Genomic DNA, 17821 nt, shown 5'->3' with positions numbered 1-17821 from the left:
GGCATCATCATACTATCAAAGCTCCTATCGCGGGAGAGGGGGTAGATCGAAGTGAAATAGAAAAATTTGTGCTCAATTTAAGATGAAATCTTGTCTAAAAAACTTTAGGGACGTTGCCTAGTTATCCCCCGCAAATTTCGAAATGATGAGGGGATAACTATTAAGTTCATGCAGGCGTTTAGAAAGGGATTACCATCCCGCTATAGTAACGTAAAGACATTTTGTGCTTGCTGCTTTTATAAACATGATATTATTCATAACCATTTTTAAAATTATATCAGCGAGCTTTTTTTCATGGCATACTGTACATAGTCTTTGTGCAGCTTTGTTATTTGCTGTTTTAGCTCCTCCAGCGAGCCATGGTTAACGAGTAGGTCATCAGCAAGGCTTCGATATTGAGCAGGCGTGCTTTGCGCCGCCAGTATGGCCAGGGCTTCTTCCTGAGTGCACAAGTCGCGCTGTGTAATTCTTGCAATTTGCACTCTTCTGTCTGTTTCGACTAATAAAATTCGATCAAGATAAGGGTAAGCTTCTCTGTTGATTAATAATGGAATTTCAATGATGCAATAAGCGCTTCGGCAAGAGGCAACGTCTTTTTCAATTTGCTGCCGAACCAGTGGGTGCAAAAGATTTTCTAACCATTGCCGCTGAGATTCTTGATTAAAAATAATCTGGCGCAATTGACGACGGTTTAATGCGCCAGAGGCATCCAGGATATGCTTGCCGAAATGCTGCACGATTTTGTGGTAAGCTGCTTGGTTGGGGGCAGTAATTTGTCTGGCTATTTCATCGGCGCTGATTACTTGAACCCCCAGTTCTGAAAAATAACGCGCCACCGTTGATTTGCCGCTGGCGATGCCGCCGCTAAGACCGATGCAGTACAATTTTTTCCCTTAAATGATGCTATTTAACGTTTGTATTTTTACATGTGACCAAATTCACGTAACACGTGTCAGGGACTGCACTGTGTTGTATACAAAATGTTTTTGCTCCCATTGCCGCGTCAATGCCTCGCGGAAAAAAGTCTCCAAGCCAGGCTTTTGCCATTCTGTCCACAGCCGTACATTGCCACATGGGGCGGCTGTTCAAACCTTTTATATTTGCCTCACAATATTCTTTTGCTGTTTTACAAGTTCTCGGTTCGCGGCTGTGTTTTTTACAAGCTTCAAAAGCTTTATTTAAAGCCATTTGTTCATAAGGGGCTTTCGCCACCCATTGTTTGTCCTCACGATCGAAAGCACTACATTGCCATAAGTTGCCTTCCGCTTCCGGCACAAGGATGGTAGCGCCCCATGCTGGAACCGCAATCAAGGTAATAACAAGAGACAACAGCTGGTTATGCATAACGAACTCCTTTTATAAATGCTATGAATTGTTCACAAGACATCGCCTTGGCAAAGTACCATCCTTGCATCAAGGCAACGCCTTGTGCTTTTAGGAATTCGAATTGAGTCAAAGATTCTACTCCTTCCGCAATAATTTGCAGATTTAAATTTTTTGCCATCTGTAAAATAGATTGGCTGAGTGTTTCCGTGATAGCGCCAGTGCCAATTGCTCTTACAAACAATTGATCAATTTTCAAGTAATTAAAGGGAAGATGCCGTAAGTAAGAGATGCTAGCATATCCTGTACCAAAATCATCTACAGCCAGGGAGAAACCCCTTTGGCGTAAATCCAGCATTTGCCTGGTTAATGCAAGATCATGCCGGTTCAATAAACTACGCTCGGTTACTTCCAGCATCACTTGCCGGGACGGCACATGGTATTTTTCACATAAATTAAGAAAAGATGCAAAAAAATATTTATCGCGGAAATGCACGGCGGACACATTGAAACTTAAATAAAACTGGGGGTTGCCCATGAGAACAATTTGGCAATCCTGAAAAGCTTTCTCGATAAGTTGCAAGGTAATGGGCACGATCAAACCGGATTGCTCAGCATCTTCAATAAAATAGTCCGGCATAATAATTTCTGAGTCAGTGCTCGACCACCGTAATAAAACTTCTGCTCCTGCACAAATAGAAAATTCGTTGTTGAAAATAGGTTGATAAACTGGAAAGAATTGATTGCTTTTTAACGCATTTTGCAATGCCCGGTGCAGGGAAAATCGTTGTTGCTTTAAATTGTAAAGGGAATACCAAATCAAGGCAGTAAGGGTAAGAAGCAGTAGTGCCAGGATGATTTCATGATGCCAGGTGAAATGCCGGACGCTGCCGGGATTAGTTGTTAATAAAATTCGGTATTTTTCCAAGTTGTTCAAATAAATTTGTATGGGATAATTTGCTAAAGAAAATTCTGTTTCTTTCTCTTTTTCCGCTGTATGGCTCCACTCCCAATTGCCGTTTTGCTGCAGCAGTTTAAATATAATTTTATGCCGGATTCCATCATACAAAGCAATTTCTTGAACGAAAGGTGATGATATTTTTAAATTATTTTTAATTAAATCTTGTGGAAAATAAATATGGATCAAGTAGTCACCTAAAGGTTGATGCAAAATAAAAAAAGATTTCTTTTTTTTAGGCAAACTCATAGGGCCTGATAAAATGGATGTTTGTGCTTTGGCCATGGGGAGAGCTTGGGGAGGCTTAAACGTACTGCATGCCCATCGTTTTTTTTTATTTTCCACAATCAATCCGCTGATTCTGGGATTGCCTGCGACAATCGTTTGCAATTGGCTTAATAAGCCTGAGGGACATGCGGAAGCATCTGGATAAGGGGGCAGAGTTACTGCTATTTGCACCATCTCACTGATAAAATGATCCAACTGATCTGCGACATCGTCTGCGCTGCGGTAGAGAATATCTTGGGTTTGCAATTGTTCTTTTTGCCAGGAGAAATAAAAAATAAACAAGAGAAGTAAAACCGTTAGCGAGCCCCAGATTAAATTTAAAAATAAGTAAGTTCTTATTTCTTTTTTATTCCTGATTTTCATGGATATCCAGGGTCGCGATTTTTATATACAGCTTCTATTGAGTTTAGTGTGATCTCAGCCAATTTACGAATCGTGGCCACATCGGCATTAAGCGGCGGTAGCCAGTATACGGTATTTCCCAATGGCCTTAATAAGGCTCCGCGGCGACAAGCTTCCTGAGCGAGTTGAAAACCCATGCGTGGTTTCTGGTGTGCGAGCAGATCACCTGCTACCCATCCTCCCAGGGAGCGTACGTTAGCTAATTTTCCGGTTTGTTGAGCTATTTTATTAAATTCTTCTGTCATCAGCGCACCAATTGCGCGGGCCTTTTCTGGGATATTAAGATCCTTCATGGCTTTTATGGTAGCCAGTGCCGCACTGACTGCCAATGCATTCCCACTGTAGGTATGGGAGTGTAGAAAGGATTTTCCTGTTGAATAATCGGCATAAAATAATTCGTAAATTGCATGATCGATTAATACGCAGCTAAGCGGCAGAGCCCCAGAGGTCAATCCTTTAGAGAGGCAAATCAAATCCGGTTCAATATTTGCATGATCACTCGCCAACCATTCCCCAGTTCGCCCAAGACCAGTCATGATTTCATCAGCAATTAAAAAAATATCATGTTCTTTTGCAAATGAAGCCAGACGTCTTAAAAAATCAGCACTGTAACAATGCATTCCACCCGCTCCCTGCACAATCGGTTCCACAACAATGGCACATAATGAATCTTTCATAGGCTCCAGTTCTTGCAAGGTTTTTTCCCAAGCTTCGCCACAATCCTGCCACAAGGGATCCTCGGCGTTGGGCACATAAGGAATCGACTGGATGAAATGACAAGGAAGTTGCATATTTTTGAATGGTTCCTTGTAAATCCCCAAATCACTAATGCAAAGGGTCGCCAAGGTTTCCCCGTGGTAGCCATTTTTTAATGCCGCAAATCGGTTGCGTTTCGTGTACCCTTTCAGTGCAGCAGCATGAATAGCCAATTTCATGGCAATTTCAACCGCAGAAGAGCCATCGCTGGCAAAGAAAACGTGTTGCTTATTGCTTATTGCAGTGAGTTCCTCCGCTAATTCCACAATTTGCCCATGCGTGGTATTAGCGCCAATGACATGCTCAAAGCGGTTTAATTGCTCTTGAATGGCTTGCAATACGGATGGATATCCATGCCCTAAAGATTTACACCACCAGCTTGAAATTGCATCGATGACCGGACCTTTGTCTGTGTGTAAATAACAGCCTTTCGCCTCATACACGACGAACGGTGGGTAATGTTCAAAATCTTTCATTTGCGTACATGGATGCCAAATGTGGTTTAAATCGCGTTCAATTAACTTTTGTGTTGTGTTAACCATTTTTAAAGTTTTAGGTTGACATTAAGTGCCGCCAATTTATCATATCGGGCAAATAAAAACACAGGATAAGTTTATGTCCGAAGCAAATAAAGTTTGGAGTGTTGAAGAAGTCGCTGGAATATATGCACAATCTTTTCATGATTTGCTATTTGCTGCGCATACGGTTCATCGCCAACATCATGCGGTTAATAAAATGCAATTGGCAAAAATTTTGAGCGTTAAAACAGGCGCTTGCCCGGAGGATTGTGGTTATTGTTCACAAAGTGGGCATTACCAGACTCACGTTGAAAAAGAAAAACTTATGCCATTAGAGCAAGTCGTGCAAAGCGCGCTTAAGTCCAAGGAAAAAGGTGCCACCCGTTTTTGTATGGGGGGTGCTTGGCGTTCGCCACCTGCCAAGGCCATGCCTGAATTAACGGCTATGATTCGGGCCATTAAGGAATTAGGCTTGGAAACCTGCATGTGCGTTGGCATGTTAACACCCGAACAGGCACAAACGTTAAAGGAAGCGGGTTTGGATTATTACAATCATAATATTGATACATCGCCCAGTTATTACGATAAAGTGGTGACTACCCGCCATTTTAACGAGCGTTTGCAAACGCTGCAGCATGTCCGCAACGCCGGAATTAAAGTTTGCTGCGGCGGCATTTTGGGCTTGGGTGAAACTCGTGCCGATAGAATTGAGTTTTTATTTACATTGGCGAACCTTGAGGCACATCCAGAGAGTTTGCCTATAAATAGTTTAATTCCGGTTGCAGGTACTCCATTAGGATGCGAACCACGCGTTGATGACTTTGAATTGATCCGCACCATTGCCACGGCTCGAATCTTAATGCCTAAAAGCGTGATTCGGTTAACGGCAGGTCGCTCAGAAATGAGTGATACCTTGCAAGCCTTATGTTTTTTTGCTGGTGCGAGCTCTGTTTTTATCGGCGATAAACTTTTAACGGAAGGAAATCCTGAGCTTGAGCGCGATAGCGCATTATTTGCAAAACTTGGCTTGGAAGCGGCACTTGGAACAACAGTGCTGCCCTAACTGCAGTTAAAACCATGTTGCTCGATAAATTACAGCAAGTGACGAATGCCCTTAAAGGGCAAGGGTTGCTGCGCAGGCGGCAAGTTTCTGACGAATCGTTACTAAATTTCAGCAGTAATGACTATTTGTCTTTGCGTTCGCATCCGAAAATAAAGAAAGCTTATGAAAAAGGAGCCAGGCATTATCCCACAGGGAGTGCTGGTTCCATGGTCGTGTGCGGTTATCATGCTATCCACAAGGAGCTTGAGCAAACGCTTGCCTCGGCATTGGAGGTTGATGATTGCCTGTTATTCGCTTCGGGCTATGCAGCAAATTTAAGCACGGCTTTTTTATTAGCCAACCTAAAGATACCCATTGTGATTGACAAGAGTGTGCATGCATCCATTTATGATGGTTTACAGTTGGCTGGCGCTCCATATCAACGTTACTTACATAATAATTTAAGTGATTTGCGTGCAAAAACCAGTGCATTGTCGGAAAGTGCGGTGGTTATTACCGAAAGCATTTTCAGCATGAGCGGGCAAATTACACCGCTTGCCGCGATGGCCCGGGAACTACAAAATAGCGCGCCTGTGCTGTTAGTGGATGAAGCACACGGGTTTGGAATTCTGGGAAAAGAGGGGTTAGGCGGCGTGCATGAGCAGCATTTGTCGCAAGGCCAGGTTCCATTGCGGGTGATTCCATTCGGGAAAGCTTGTGCAGCAGCAGGTGCTGTTGTGGCAGGACAAAAATTATGGATAGAAGCTCTGCTGCAATACGCCCGCCCATACATTTATTCTACTGGCATGAGCCCCGCATTTGCCTATGGATTGCTGGAAACTGTGGATATTGTGCGGAAAGCGGATGCACGTCGGCAAAAGTTAAGTGGGTTGATTGCCTATTTCCGGGAAACCATAAGGCATTCCCCGTTAAATTGGCAAATTTCTTATTCGCCTATCCAGCAGTTGCGTCTGGGATGTCCACATCAGGCTCTACAGTGTGCTGAGATGCTGCGCCAGCAGGGTATCGTTTGCTTGCCGATGCGTGAACCCACAGTATGTAAACAACAAACCGGCTTGCGTGTTATTCTTAATTATGCCCATGAGCCTGAACATATTGATTTTTTATTGGAGTGTTTACATCGATCATGAGTCTTAGTTTGTCCATCCACGGTAAAGGATACCCGCTTGTTTTGTTTCACGGCTGGGGTTTTGACAATTCAATATGGCATTCTTTAATACCCATGCTGGAGAGGCAATATCAATTATTTTTAATTGATTTACCTGGATTTGGAGGCAGCGCAGACATGGAGTGGCCGGCATTTAAAGCCAATTTGCTGGCAAAACTGCCTTCTTCTTTTGCCATAGCCGGATGGTCCATGGGCGGCTTGTATGCTACACGTTTGGCTGTTGAGAAACCGGAGCGTGTTACCCATCTGCTCAATATTGCAAGTTCACCCAGGTTTGTAAAAGAAGCTGGATGGCCCGGTATTACCCGTGAAGTTTTTGCAACTTTTTACGAGAATTTGCTCAATGCACCGCAAGTAGTTCTTAAACAATTCATCCGGTTACAGCTGCAAGGGCAACATTGCCCATCCGTGCAGATTGGAAAACTGCCTGCAGCAAAAGCTTTACGGGCAGGATTGGAGTTATTAATTCACTGCGATTTGCGCGCCGAGCTCCAGCAATTAAAGATGCCGGTTGGCTATTTATTTGGACGTCTTGATGCAATTACTTCATATAAAACCATGGATCACATGCAGGAACGCTACCCCCAATTTTCCTATATTTTATTTCCCAAAGCAGCGCATGCTCCTTTCTTGTCTCACCCGAAGCTTTTTATAAGCGCGTTGGAAGAATTCATATGTTAAAGCGATTTTTTATCACCGGCACAGACACGGAATGCGGCAAGACATACGTAACCTGTCAATTGTTGCATCATTTAAAACAGGGCGGTAAACGCGCACGGGCCATTAAACCTGTGGCGAGCGGCTATACGGAAAAAAACGGTTGTCTGGTAAATGAAGACATTGATTCCCTGCAGCAGTTTAATGGTGATACAGAAACTATTTGTCCTTGGCCTTTAAGTTTACCCTTATCACCGCATTTGGCGGCATTGCATGATGGGAAAAAATTATCTGCGCAAGAAATCGCTGCCTATTGTTTGGAAAAAAATGTTAATGATTTGGATTACTTGCTGATAGAAGGGGCGGGAGGGTTAATGGTCCCATTAAACAGCAGCGAAACCTGGCTTGATTTTTTACGCATCAGTAAAATCCCCGTCATTTTGGTCGTGGGCATGCGGCTTGGGTGTTTAAACCATGCATTGTTAACTGCAGCAGTTTTAGAAGCACAACATATTTCCTGTGCAGGATGGATTGCCAATTGTCTGGATGAAACCATGGCAGAGCGCGCGGCAAATATAGGAACGCTGCTTGATAAGCTTCATGCCCCGCATCTTGCAACAGTCGAGCCTCATGGCAGTATAACCAAATTCTCTTTATAAGGCACTGACAGCTGCTATGCAATTAGGCTAGATTTTGCATAGGCTTTACACAAGTTGTTGTTTACAGATAGAGCAATTTTATACTACAGCAACTCATCAGGAAAAACTGGTCAAACCGCACAGCAGCATCCGCAAAGATATCTTCAAAGGCCTCCTAGTCTTCGTCGGACTCGTCCTTGGCATCGTCCCAGGTATCCTCCTCTACAGCCGCTTCTTCTCAGCCTCAAGGCCCACCACAACAGGGGAAAAAATCGTCGAGCCCGTGAAAAAAGAATTTGGAGCCTAGGCAGCAGGCAGATGGTGTATGTATTGAAAAAAGGATTCAGTTAACCAACTTTCTATTTATCAGGAATGTGGTACAGGCGGTAAAAGTAAATGATTTAACTGGGAGAAATATTTAGAAAAATCAATATCATACTCTTGAAGTGTTAAAAAACCCCTCTCATCAAAAATACGCAACTCAATACGACAACCGTTTTTTGTGGTTTCTATCAAGAAATAACTGTTATGTGCGTCTTTTTTACGTGCGCATGAAAGGGAGCCTGCATGTAAAATCAGGGCGGAGCGATTATTGTTTTTTTTTATGAGGCTTAAATTTGCATAATGCAAGTGGCCGGTACAGATCAGATCAATGTGACTTTCTGGCAGATAGTTTACTAACTGCTGGTAATTTTTAAGCGGCTTGTGCAAGTCATACAAATGATCAAAATTATGATGGAAAAACAAGATGCTTAATCCAGAAAACGGTTGCTTAAAATAATATTTAATTTTTTGTAGCGTCTTCTGGGAAATTTTACCATTCTTCACCCGATATGGATTTACGCTGTTTACCCCGAGTATTCTTATTTTATCGTTTTTAAATTCTGTTCCATACTGGCATGAAACATGAGTGTTAAAGGGTTTGAAAGGCGAAAAAAAGCGCTCGAATACATCATAAAGCGGGACATCATGATTTCCTGGAACGATCAAGATTTCAGTTTTTATATTTCTTAAGAAAGCGAGGAGCTCCTGATATTGTTCTTTTAGCGCCCGTTGTGTGCAATCGCCGGAAACTAAAATTATATCCGGTTTTATGTCATCTACATCTTTGAGAAAAAAATCAAGGATGTCTGGTTTATGCATCCCGAAATGCAAATCTGAAATGTGCAGTATTTTCATGGGTTGTTGGTAATTAAAGTCAAAGAATTCGGGATTGACTTGTATAACAAAGGCGTATTTTTCACCATGGTTTCTCCATCCAGAGACAAGGTAATTTGAGAGTGGTTATGGATATGAATTTCCATCGGCAGCTTGGAGGACAGTATTTCGAAACTTTCTTTTTTATTAAAAAAATAATGAATGAATTGCAACAATTGCATCTTGCCATATTTGTAATAATAAATACCGAGTTGAGCGTTGCTAAAATTTATTCTTTTGACAGAAAACGGGAATTCATAGGTATACAAATTGTTACTTATCATTAAAAAAGACGTATCGATTGATCGGCTTAATTTCCGGTTTTGCAAGGTTAAAGAAAACGCTTTGTGTTTTTTTAGAGCATGCCACAGGCTGGGGATGTAGCATAACCATTTATTATAAAATTTTTTATAATAATCCAATTTTTTTGCAAAACTTGGATAAAATCCAATAGAAGAATTATTTACAAAAACCGAACCATTAACTTCTGCCGTATCAATTTGCACGGTTTTTTTATTTTCTATCGCCTTGATTATTTCATCTGGGGTTTGAGGTAAATTTAATTCTTTTGCAAAATGATTCATCGTACCGAGCGGCAACACGCCTAAAATTACCGGCGAGCATATGCATTCTTGTGCTGCTGCACGAATAGTGCCATCCCCCCCTCCCACGAGTAATATGGAATGACGATTGCGTGCTTTTTTAATGGAATCATTCAATTCGTCAGGAGATGGTTTGTATATTGTATAGCTGATGTTACGTTCGGTGAATGCAGTTAGATAGCCAGAAAGTGAGGCTGCATTTTTTGATTGGCTGTTAATGACAATGCCTATATTCTCCATTTATCCCCGCATTAAGGCTTTATGATGACCAAAGTTTGCTTTTTATAAGCATAGAAGGCGGAACAACTTTTGCCAGCCATTTATTAAGTAGATGTTGGGGTGGGAGAATATTATGCATTATAAAAAAGACTATATTTTCATATTCTTAGCATTCTACTCACAGAGTTATAAACAGATTTTGTGGATAAGTAGATGGTAAGACTTAAATGAAAAAACATTAAGTTCTTATAATATAATGATTTTTCATATAGTGAGTAGGGGAAAAGAAAAGATAGCGAGCTAGGCAAAAAGTTATCCACAAAATGTCCTTTGTGGATTTTTAAAATGGGAAGGTATATCGTATCTAAAACGGTCGGTATCAGGAATTTCAATAAACTGTACAAATCGATTGCAAAAGACAAACCAAGAGGATGCGCCTTTGTCGATTTTTAAAAAATTTAAAAAGTTTTACAGAGCTTCTAAAGAAAACCGGGTGCAAATCCATCTCTTTCTGGGCTTTGTAATTGTTCCCGTTATTGGCATGACCCTTTTATATATTTGGGTTAACTTATTCTGGATTTAACTTCCTGCCAACCCTTTTTTATGGAAGAATCGGCGGGAGTCGTAAAACTTATATTAACAATGAACCTATTTGTAATTTATATTGGCGGCACACATGCCAATTCACTAATCGAGCTCCACGACATGCGTTTTGTGGTAGCGAATTGCATTGAAGATACCTATGACTTTTTGCGCAAAAGCTGGTGGGGTATTCCTGCCAGTTTGCATTTAGATGCGTGGGGGGTTTTAAATTATGCAGACGGGTATCAAATTCAAATCGCAAAAAATAAGCCGGAAGATGATGTAAACAAATTATATTTCGTTAACTTGGGCGGATACGATGCAAAACAATTTACTGAATTGCATCAAAATGTTTTTGTCGTGGCGGCTGATGAAAGCGAGGCAAAACGGAAAGCAGTGCAGCAAATCGCCGCCTGGCAATCCCCGCATCGCGATTACTTGTACGAGATGGAACAGTGCTTGGATTTGAATACACGATTACAGGCTGATGGATATTATATCCACCTGACAAGGCAAAACGAGCCACGACCATTCGCGTTTACCTGCCATTATACACCTATTGGTAGCAAGGAATAATTACAGTGTATACGCAAGGCATTGTTCGAGCTTGCGATGCAGCCACTGCCTTGCCCATGAGGCGGGATAATTAGTTAAAAATAGGCAAGAAGCAAATTCCGGTAACGAGAATTTAGATAAATTCTTGTGCAGCAAAAAAAGATACTCATTTTCAAGGTATTTAAGCGTCTATGCACAGAGTTATACACAGTTTTTGGGGATAACTTTTATGAATAAAAAAATCCATAGTAAAGCCAGGGGCTTTGTATTTACTGGAAGATAGGGTTTTGCAGCAAGAAAGTCGTGATGATTTCAGCTGAGATTAAAAAAAGATATCCACAGGAAGAAAAGTGATTTTTCTAAAGGCAGTGTACATGTTAGCTAAATAAAAATAAAAAAAACAGTCTTGACTAGGGGATAATTTTCATACTCAAGTCTTGCAGCATCATGGATTGTTACTTGTTTATCACCGGCTTGTTCGTTTATAATTTCAGCTCAGTTTAGTGTTTTTACTTTAACCATTTTGCTAAAATATAGTTAATAATCAAAATGGAAATTTTCGTACAAGTTGTAATGTCTAGGGAGATTTATTGATGCCAATTTATGAATATCAATGCGCGGGTTGTCATCATAAATTTGATTTAATGCAAAAAATTACAGATGAGCCTGCAAAAAAGTGTCCTCAGTGCTTTGAGGATAAGTTGCTAAGGTTAGTATCGCCCGCCGGTTTTCAATTAAAAGGCACCGGATGGTACGTCACTGATTTTAAAAATAAAGGTACGGCTAAAAGCACAGCAGCATCTTCTGAAAAATCGGATGCCGGAAGTAAATCCAGCAGCGATTCCTCCAGCACAAAAAAGGGTGAAACTGATTGAAAAGCAAATCAATTCGCAGTTACTTGCTAGCGGGTCTCGTTGTTTGGTTGCCTATTTTGGTCACCTTTGTGATTTTGCGTTTTATTGTAGATTTACTCGATCAAACCATGGCTCTTTTACCTAAGGCATATCAACCTGAGCAGTTGTTTGGCTTTCATTTGCCGGGTTTGGGTGTCTTGCTTTCCCTAATTTTGTTAATGGTTACCGGGATTGTGGCCACAAATTTTTTAGGGCAAAGATTAGTATGGTGGAGTGAATCTGTCCTGGAGCGTATCCCTTTGGTACGCTCCATTTACAATGCTGCCAAACAAGTGATTCATGCTATCTTCGGTGCTAACGGGCAATCGTTTCGAAAGGTGCTTTTGGTTGAGTATCCGCGCAAAGGCATGTGGAGTTTAGCCTTCCAAACTGGAGTTTCCAATTTTGAGGTCCATACAGGTGCAGAAATGGTTTCCATTTTTATCCCCACCACACCTAACCCTACATCGGGCTTTTTAATGATGGTTCCCAAAACCGAAGTCATTGAACTCACTATGAGCATCGATGAAGCATTGAAATTTATAATTTCTCTGGGTGTTATGCAGCCTGTAGCTATGGGTGCATTTGCAGTAAAAGAACAATTATCACAATAGGCAGTTTTCCTTATGAGATCACACAATTGCGCCGCCATTAATGAAACAATGATAGGTAATCAGGTTACGATTTGCGGCTGGGTTCATAATCGCCGCGATCATGGCGGGGTTATTTTTCTTGATATCCGTGATCGTTCCGGCCTTGTACAAGCTGTTTATGAACCAGAAAGGGCAGATGTGTTTGCGATTGCCGAGAAATTGCGCCATGAATACGTAGTGCGAATTTCAGGGCAAGTGCGGCCACGCCCCAGCGGGATGGTGAATGAAAAAATGCCCACAGGCCGCATTGAAATCGTTGGTATGCAGCTCGATATTTTAAATCAGGCACAAACCCCGCCTTTCTTGCCGGATGAACATCAGAACGTCAATGAGGATTTACGTTATCGATATCGTTATTTGGATTTACGGCGTCCTGAAATGCAGCAAAATCTGATTATGCGTCATAACTTAATCCGGTGCATACGCGAATATTTAAATGCACAAGAATTTCTCGATATTGAAACGCCAATGCTCACCAAGGCGACTCCAGAGGGCGCGCGTGATTATCTGGTGCCTTCACGGGTGCATCCTGGGCAATTTTATGCCTTGCCGCAATCACCGCAATTGTTTAAACAATTGTTAATGATGTCCGGATTTGAAAAATATTATCAAATTGTGCGCTGTTTCCGTGATGAGGACTTAAGAGCAGATCGACAGCCAGAATTCACCCAGCTTGATATTGAAATGTCGTTTATTGATGCAGAAAACGTACTAAAGCTCATCGAAGGCTTATTGAAAAATGTATTTTCCACCTTGCTGGGTGTGCAATTGCCAGACACTTTGCCGCGTATGAGTTATGCGGAAGCCATGCGCCGCTTTGGTAGCGACAAGCCTGATTTACGTAATCCGCTGGAACTCGTGGACATTGCGGATTTGGTTCTGGAATCGGAATTTAAGGTGTTTGCTGGTGCTGCGGCTGATCCCGAAGGGCGGGTTGCGGCTTTAAAATTACCTAATGGTTGTGAGCTAAGCCGTAAGGAATTGGATGATTATGGGTTATTCGTAGGCAATTACGGAGCCAAGGGTTTGGCTTATATCAAGATCAATGATAAAAGTCAGGGGATTGCAGGGTTACAATCGCCTATTCTGAAATTCCTGTCCGATTCAACTGTACACGCCATTTTAGATCGCGTGCAGGCACAAACCGGGGATGTCATTTTCTTCGGTGCGGATAAGGAAAAAGTTGTAAACGATGCCATGGGAGCTTTGCGTAGCAAATTAGGTCAGGATCGTAATTTGATTCAACCAGGTTGGCAACTCTTGTGGGTCGTCGATTGGCCCATGTTTGAGCTGGATACCCAAACGCATAAATTACAGGCCATGCATCATCCGTTTACTTCGCCATGTCATTTGTCTGTTGAGCGTTTGCAAGAAAATCCATTAGGCATGCTGGCAAAAGCATATGACATCGTCATCAACGGTTACGAGATTGGTGGGGGCTCGATTCGTATCCATCAACCGGAGTTGCAACAAGCGGTTTTTGATTTGCTTGGAATCGGCTTGGAAGAAGCTAAAGAAAAATTTGGCTTTTTGCTGGATGCATTACAATTCGGCTGTCCTCCGCATGGAGGCATTGCTTTGGGAATTGATCGATTGGCCATGCTTTTAACTGATTCAACCTCCATTCGTGACGTTATTGCATTTCCAAAGACACAATCGGCTTCTTGCCTACTGACCAATGCACCTGCAGCAGTAGGGCAAACGCAGCTTAATGAATTAGGAATCCGTCTTGCTCCCAATTTACAAGCACGATAAATCCATCACCGGCAACAGCTCGATGCATTGGCGTCGCAGCTGCTTGCTTGCCTGGTTTAGTATTTTCCTTAGTTTATTTGTTGTAACAGGATATGCCGAAACTTCAATAAAAAATGAAGGTTCCAGTAAATTGTTAGAATATCTCTTGCAGGAGAAAAATAACCTTACTATTACCATTAATGAAGCCAGACAATTAACTCCCCCTCAAAGCCAAGCCCAGTTAAATCAAATTAAAAAAGAAAACGAAGCGATGCTTGCCTTAACGCGGGCCAAATTGGAGTATTTACAAGGATTTTTGGCTAATCAGACCATTCAAAAAGAACAGCTGGCGCAACGTTTAAAAAAAGTTCAGCAATCTCCTTTGCATAAATCAGAGGAAATGTTGGCACAGGAGCGCATCAGTAAAATTAATACGCTGAATGAGGTGAATCAAAAAATAATCGAATTAATCCTAAGCAATATTGAATTGTCACGCAGTTACGAAAAAACACTCCAGGCGCAAAAACATGATCTGGAAATATGGCAGGCTAAATTTGATGAGCGCGAGCGGTTGGAACAATTAAACCAGAGAATTTTGATTCTTAATAAAACACGCGATGACTTGTATCAAAAAAATATAGAATTACAGGAAAAAAAACACGACCTCACGTTTAATGCCAATATTTCTCATGAAGCCCGCTTATTGTTGAATAACCAAATTATAATTCTTATCCAGCATAGGATTACTGAACTTAAAATTCGCAAAAAGCTGATAAAAGCCGATTATTTATTGTTAAGAAACCGCGATACGAAAACCATCCAATTTGTTATCGATTCCTACCAGATGGCCATCGATGAATTATCAACGATGGAACATTCTCTGCGTAAAATGACGGATTTGCTTAAAAATGAACAGGTTTTATTAGCGGATCATGGGTTAAAACAACAATTTTTAAATTTACAAAAAACAGTCCATACGCGTTTGCTGGAAATAACGCTGCAGCAAAAAACGTTATATCAAGATTTGGAAAAAAAACAGCAATATTTAAAACAGCAAATTTCTTTGCGACAAAGTTTGGCAGAATATAACCTTGGCAGCTGGCCTGCCATCTTTAAACAATTGTTGGATATGCCCAGCCGTTTTTATAATTATGGGAAAGTGCTGGTGCTCAAAGTCAAAGATAATTATCGTTGGCAAGATACTTGGCCAAAAAGTATTTTTCTCCTGGAGCTTTGCTCTATTTTCTGTATAGCCATCGGCTTAAACCATTTGTTAAAAAAAGTCACTCAAAATAAGAAACGCTCCCGCTTAACGGCCCATTTATACGATGGTTTATTAGTATTGTTGCAGCGAAATATACCGCATCTGGCAATTCTGGCTGCATTAATTTTAACATTTGTTAAAAACCAGGTTCCGCATGCCAATTATCAATTGTTAGTGAACTTATTTTTGGTATGGCTTACATTTCGAAATTTAATCCTGATTGCTCGCCTGACTTTACTGGAAAGGATAAGTGACGCATCCGGAAAGGATGTTCGTTTATATCATCGCCTGAAATGGATATTTCTAATGGGAGAGTGGTCGACTGCCTTAATGGTATTTAGTACGCAGCTACCGCTATCTTCTTTGTTGCAAGATATTTTTAATCGTTTATTCATGCTGTTTTTGGTCGCCATGTCTGTCGTAATTTGGCGAAGCAAAGATGTTTTCCCTCACTTGTTAAGACCATTTCTTAAAACCAGAAAACGTTATATACGCAATGCGCTTGGCGTTTTAGTCATGCTTTTGCCCTTGACCTTGTTAACCATTGCCGTAATCGGATTACTCGGTTATATCAATTTGGCCTGGACCATGAGCCAATATCAAATTTATGTTTTACTGGTCATTAGCGGTTATGTTTTAGCACGCGGTTTGATATTCGATGCGTTAGAATTATTGTCGGAATGGATGATTTTTAATTTAAAAAATGGTTGGTTGTGGATTGAGGTGATATTAAAGCCTGTAGACAAAATTTTACAGGTACTTTTACTTTTAGGTGGTACAGCTATTCTTTTTAACTTATTCGGGTGGCACAAAGATTCCTGGGTGGTCATGAGTTTAAAGGAATTGGGGCGTTATCCCTTAGTTAACCTCTCCGGCGTGCATATTACCTTTGTTAGCATCATTGAATTTTTAATTTTACTCTGCGTAGTGATTTGGGCTGCAAAATGGACGCGTGAGTTCAGTTATCGCTGGTTATACAGCAATGCGAAAGATGCAGGCATACGCAATAGTCTTTCCGTATTTACACAATATGCTGTGATCTTAATTGGTGGTTTCATCACCTTACGCGTTTTGGGGCTTGATTTTAGTGGCATGTCCATGATCTTGGGAGGATTGGCAGTTGGTATGGGATTTGGACTGCGGGATTTTGCCAGCAACATTATTGGCGGGTTGATGTTGTTAATCGAGCGCCCGGTACGGGAAGGAGATTTAATTACTTTAGGGGAATATGAAGGGCGCGTGGCTCACATCGGTATTCGCTCCATGCGTGTATCTTCCTGGGATAATATGGAAGTATTAATTCCCAATGCTGAAACTTTTAATAAGCCATTCACCAATTGGACGCATCAGGACAGCATAGTAAGAACAGTAGTACCCATTAAAGTCAGCCGCAGTGATGATCCCACGATAGTGCAGCATTTAATTCTGGATGTACTTGCTGTCATTCCAGAAATTTTGGATGATCCGGCCCCGCAAGTTTTTCTAAAACAAATTGATGATGCATTAATTGAATTTGAAGTGCGTTATTTCATCAATGTACAGCTGCATACGCGGTTTGAAATTCGCTCCAAAGTCTTGTTTGCAATTATGGAGCAGTTTAAAGCCGCAGGTATTAAACCCCCTATACCTCCTTTTAGTGTGGAATTGAAGAAGGCTGACAGTGACATTAAAAAAACAATTGATGAATGAAGAAGAATTGTTACAGCGTTGCCAATTGCTGGCAGGTTTAAGTTTCGGGCAATTGGCTTGCGAATTAAGCTTAAATATTCCCATACATGCATCCAGGGCAAAAGGTTGGTTGGGGCAGGCCGTTGAAATTTTTTTGGGAGCTACGGCTGGCAGTAAAGCCATCCCTGATTTCCACACATTAGGAATTGAATTAAAAACATTGCCCGTTAACCATCTTGGCAAGCCCGCTGAATCCACTTTCGTCACGTCCATTTCCTTGCTGACTGTGGGTAAAGAAAAATGGCTTACTTCACAATGCTACTCCAAATTGAAGAAAGTTTTGTGGCTGCCCATCGAAGGGGAACGGGATATCCCTTTACCGCAACGCCGCATCGGCAGCGCAATTTTATGGTCGCCAACTGTTGAACAAGAACGCATCTTGGCGGAAGATTGGCTGGAATTAACCGCTATGATTGGCATGGGCCGTCTGGAAGAAATTCATGCTGGTATTGGGCGCTATTTGCAGGTTAGGCCCAAAGCCGCCAATGGTCGCTCGCTTTGCTATGGATTTGATGCAACAGGAAATAAGGTGTTAACTTTACCCAGAGGTTTTTATTTACGCAGCAGTTTTACTGCAACTATTTTGGCATCAGGAGAATAAGCCGCTGGGTTTGCATTATTGC

At 41.5% G+C, this 17821-nt stretch carries 16 protein-coding genes; 10 read left to right on the top strand and 6 right to left on the bottom strand.

Annotated elements, in window-relative coordinates:
- Positions 1 to 272: 272 nt before the first annotated feature.
- The 4 genes from coaE to bioA are packed head-to-tail and all read right to left on the bottom strand — an operon-like array spanning position 273 to position 4269.
- Positions 273 to 884 (bottom strand): dephospho-CoA kinase, encoded by a 612-nt coding sequence (gene coaE, locus ELY11_RS06780; RefSeq protein WP_127032749.1) that lies wholly within the window; start codon positions 882 to 884, stop codon positions 273 to 275.
- Between the two features lie 19 nt (positions 885 to 903).
- Complete coding sequence (locus ELY11_RS06775) at positions 904 to 1344, bottom strand: hypothetical protein (protein ID WP_127032748.1); 441 nt, start codon at positions 1342 to 1344, stop codon at positions 904 to 906.
- Positions 1337 to 2932 carry an EAL domain-containing protein gene (locus tag ELY11_RS06770; protein WP_127032747.1) on the bottom strand — a complete coding sequence of 532 codons (1596 nt, stop codon included), beginning with the start codon at positions 2930 to 2932 and terminating at the stop codon, positions 1337 to 1339. The genes ELY11_RS06775 and ELY11_RS06770 overlap by 8 nt, the downstream gene beginning before the upstream one ends.
- Positions 2929 to 4269 (bottom strand): adenosylmethionine--8-amino-7-oxononanoate transaminase, encoded by a 1341-nt coding sequence (gene bioA, locus ELY11_RS06765; protein WP_126953938.1) that lies wholly within the window; start codon positions 4267 to 4269, stop codon positions 2929 to 2931. The genes ELY11_RS06770 and bioA overlap by 4 nt, the downstream gene beginning before the upstream one ends.
- Positions 4270 to 4342: 73 nt before the next feature.
- Here bioA and bioB point away from each other — a divergent pair, with 73 nt between their 5' ends.
- The 4 genes from bioB to bioD are packed head-to-tail and all read left to right on the top strand — an operon-like array spanning position 4343 to position 7792.
- Positions 4343 to 5308, top strand: coding sequence for a biotin synthase BioB (bioB, locus tag ELY11_RS06760; protein ID WP_126953937.1), 966 nt, complete (start codon positions 4343 to 4345; stop codon positions 5306 to 5308).
- A 14-nt stretch (positions 5309 to 5322) separates the two neighbouring features.
- Positions 5323 to 6438 carry an aminotransferase class I/II-fold pyridoxal phosphate-dependent enzyme gene (locus ELY11_RS06755; protein ID WP_127032746.1) on the top strand — a complete coding sequence of 372 codons (1116 nt, stop codon included), beginning with the start codon at positions 5323 to 5325 and terminating at the stop codon, positions 6436 to 6438.
- The gene (locus ELY11_RS06750) at positions 6435 to 7157 is read left to right on the top strand and encodes an alpha/beta fold hydrolase (RefSeq protein ID WP_126953935.1); all 723 of its coding nucleotides are present in this window, start codon (positions 6435 to 6437) and stop codon (positions 7155 to 7157) included. The genes ELY11_RS06755 and ELY11_RS06750 overlap by 4 nt, the downstream gene beginning before the upstream one ends.
- Complete coding sequence (gene bioD / locus ELY11_RS06745) at positions 7151 to 7792, top strand: dethiobiotin synthase (RefSeq protein ID WP_126953934.1); 642 nt, start codon at positions 7151 to 7153, stop codon at positions 7790 to 7792. The genes ELY11_RS06750 and bioD overlap by 7 nt, the downstream gene beginning before the upstream one ends.
- Before the next feature lie 345 nt (positions 7793 to 8137).
- On the opposite strand, the gene ELY11_RS06740 is transcribed toward bioD, so the two are convergent.
- Complete coding sequence (locus ELY11_RS06740) at positions 8138 to 8914, bottom strand: metallophosphoesterase family protein (RefSeq protein WP_158615177.1); 777 nt, start codon at positions 8912 to 8914, stop codon at positions 8138 to 8140.
- A 32-nt stretch (positions 8915 to 8946) separates the two neighbouring features.
- Positions 8947 to 9810 (bottom strand): diacylglycerol/lipid kinase family protein, encoded by an 864-nt coding sequence (locus ELY11_RS06735; RefSeq protein WP_126953931.1) that lies wholly within the window; start codon positions 9808 to 9810, stop codon positions 8947 to 8949.
- A 621-nt stretch (positions 9811 to 10431) separates the two neighbouring features.
- On the opposite strand from ELY11_RS06735, the gene ELY11_RS06730 reads away from it, so the two are divergent.
- From ELY11_RS06730 to mutH, 6 genes are all read left to right on the top strand, one after another.
- Entirely contained in the window at positions 10432 to 10947 is a 516-nt protein-coding gene (locus ELY11_RS06730) for a DUF1543 domain-containing protein (RefSeq protein ID WP_126953930.1), read from the top strand.
- A 572-nt stretch (positions 10948 to 11519) separates the two neighbouring features.
- Positions 11520 to 11801, top strand: coding sequence for an FmdB family zinc ribbon protein (locus tag ELY11_RS06725; RefSeq protein WP_127032744.1), 282 nt, complete (start codon positions 11520 to 11522; stop codon positions 11799 to 11801).
- Positions 11798 to 12433: a DUF502 domain-containing protein gene (locus tag ELY11_RS06720; protein WP_126953928.1), complete on the top strand. Its 636-nt coding sequence runs from the start codon at positions 11798 to 11800 to the stop codon at positions 12431 to 12433. Before ELY11_RS06725 ends, ELY11_RS06720 begins: the two co-directional genes overlap by 4 nt.
- A 12-nt stretch (positions 12434 to 12445) precedes the next feature.
- A complete protein-coding gene (gene aspS, locus ELY11_RS06715; RefSeq protein WP_126953927.1) occupies positions 12446 to 14227 on the top strand; it encodes an aspartate--tRNA ligase in 1782 nt (593 codons plus the stop codon).
- Positions 14202 to 17159: a mechanosensitive ion channel domain-containing protein gene (locus tag ELY11_RS06710; RefSeq protein WP_233579718.1), complete on the top strand. Its 2958-nt coding sequence runs from the start codon at positions 14202 to 14204 to the stop codon at positions 17157 to 17159. Before aspS ends, ELY11_RS06710 begins: the two co-directional genes overlap by 26 nt.
- Positions 17125 to 17799, top strand: coding sequence for a DNA mismatch repair endonuclease MutH (gene mutH / locus ELY11_RS06705; RefSeq protein ID WP_407656434.1), 675 nt, complete (start codon positions 17125 to 17127; stop codon positions 17797 to 17799). The genes ELY11_RS06710 and mutH overlap by 35 nt, the downstream gene beginning before the upstream one ends.
- Positions 17800 to 17821 lie beyond the last annotated feature (22 nt).

It is taken from the genome of Legionella septentrionalis (assembly GCF_003989745.1).
In the GTDB taxonomy this organism is placed as follows: domain Bacteria; phylum Pseudomonadota; class Gammaproteobacteria; order Legionellales; family Legionellaceae; genus Legionella_A; species Legionella_A septentrionalis.
Note: the sequence above shows the minus strand (reverse complement) of the source record. Positions and strands in the feature narration are given on the sequence as shown.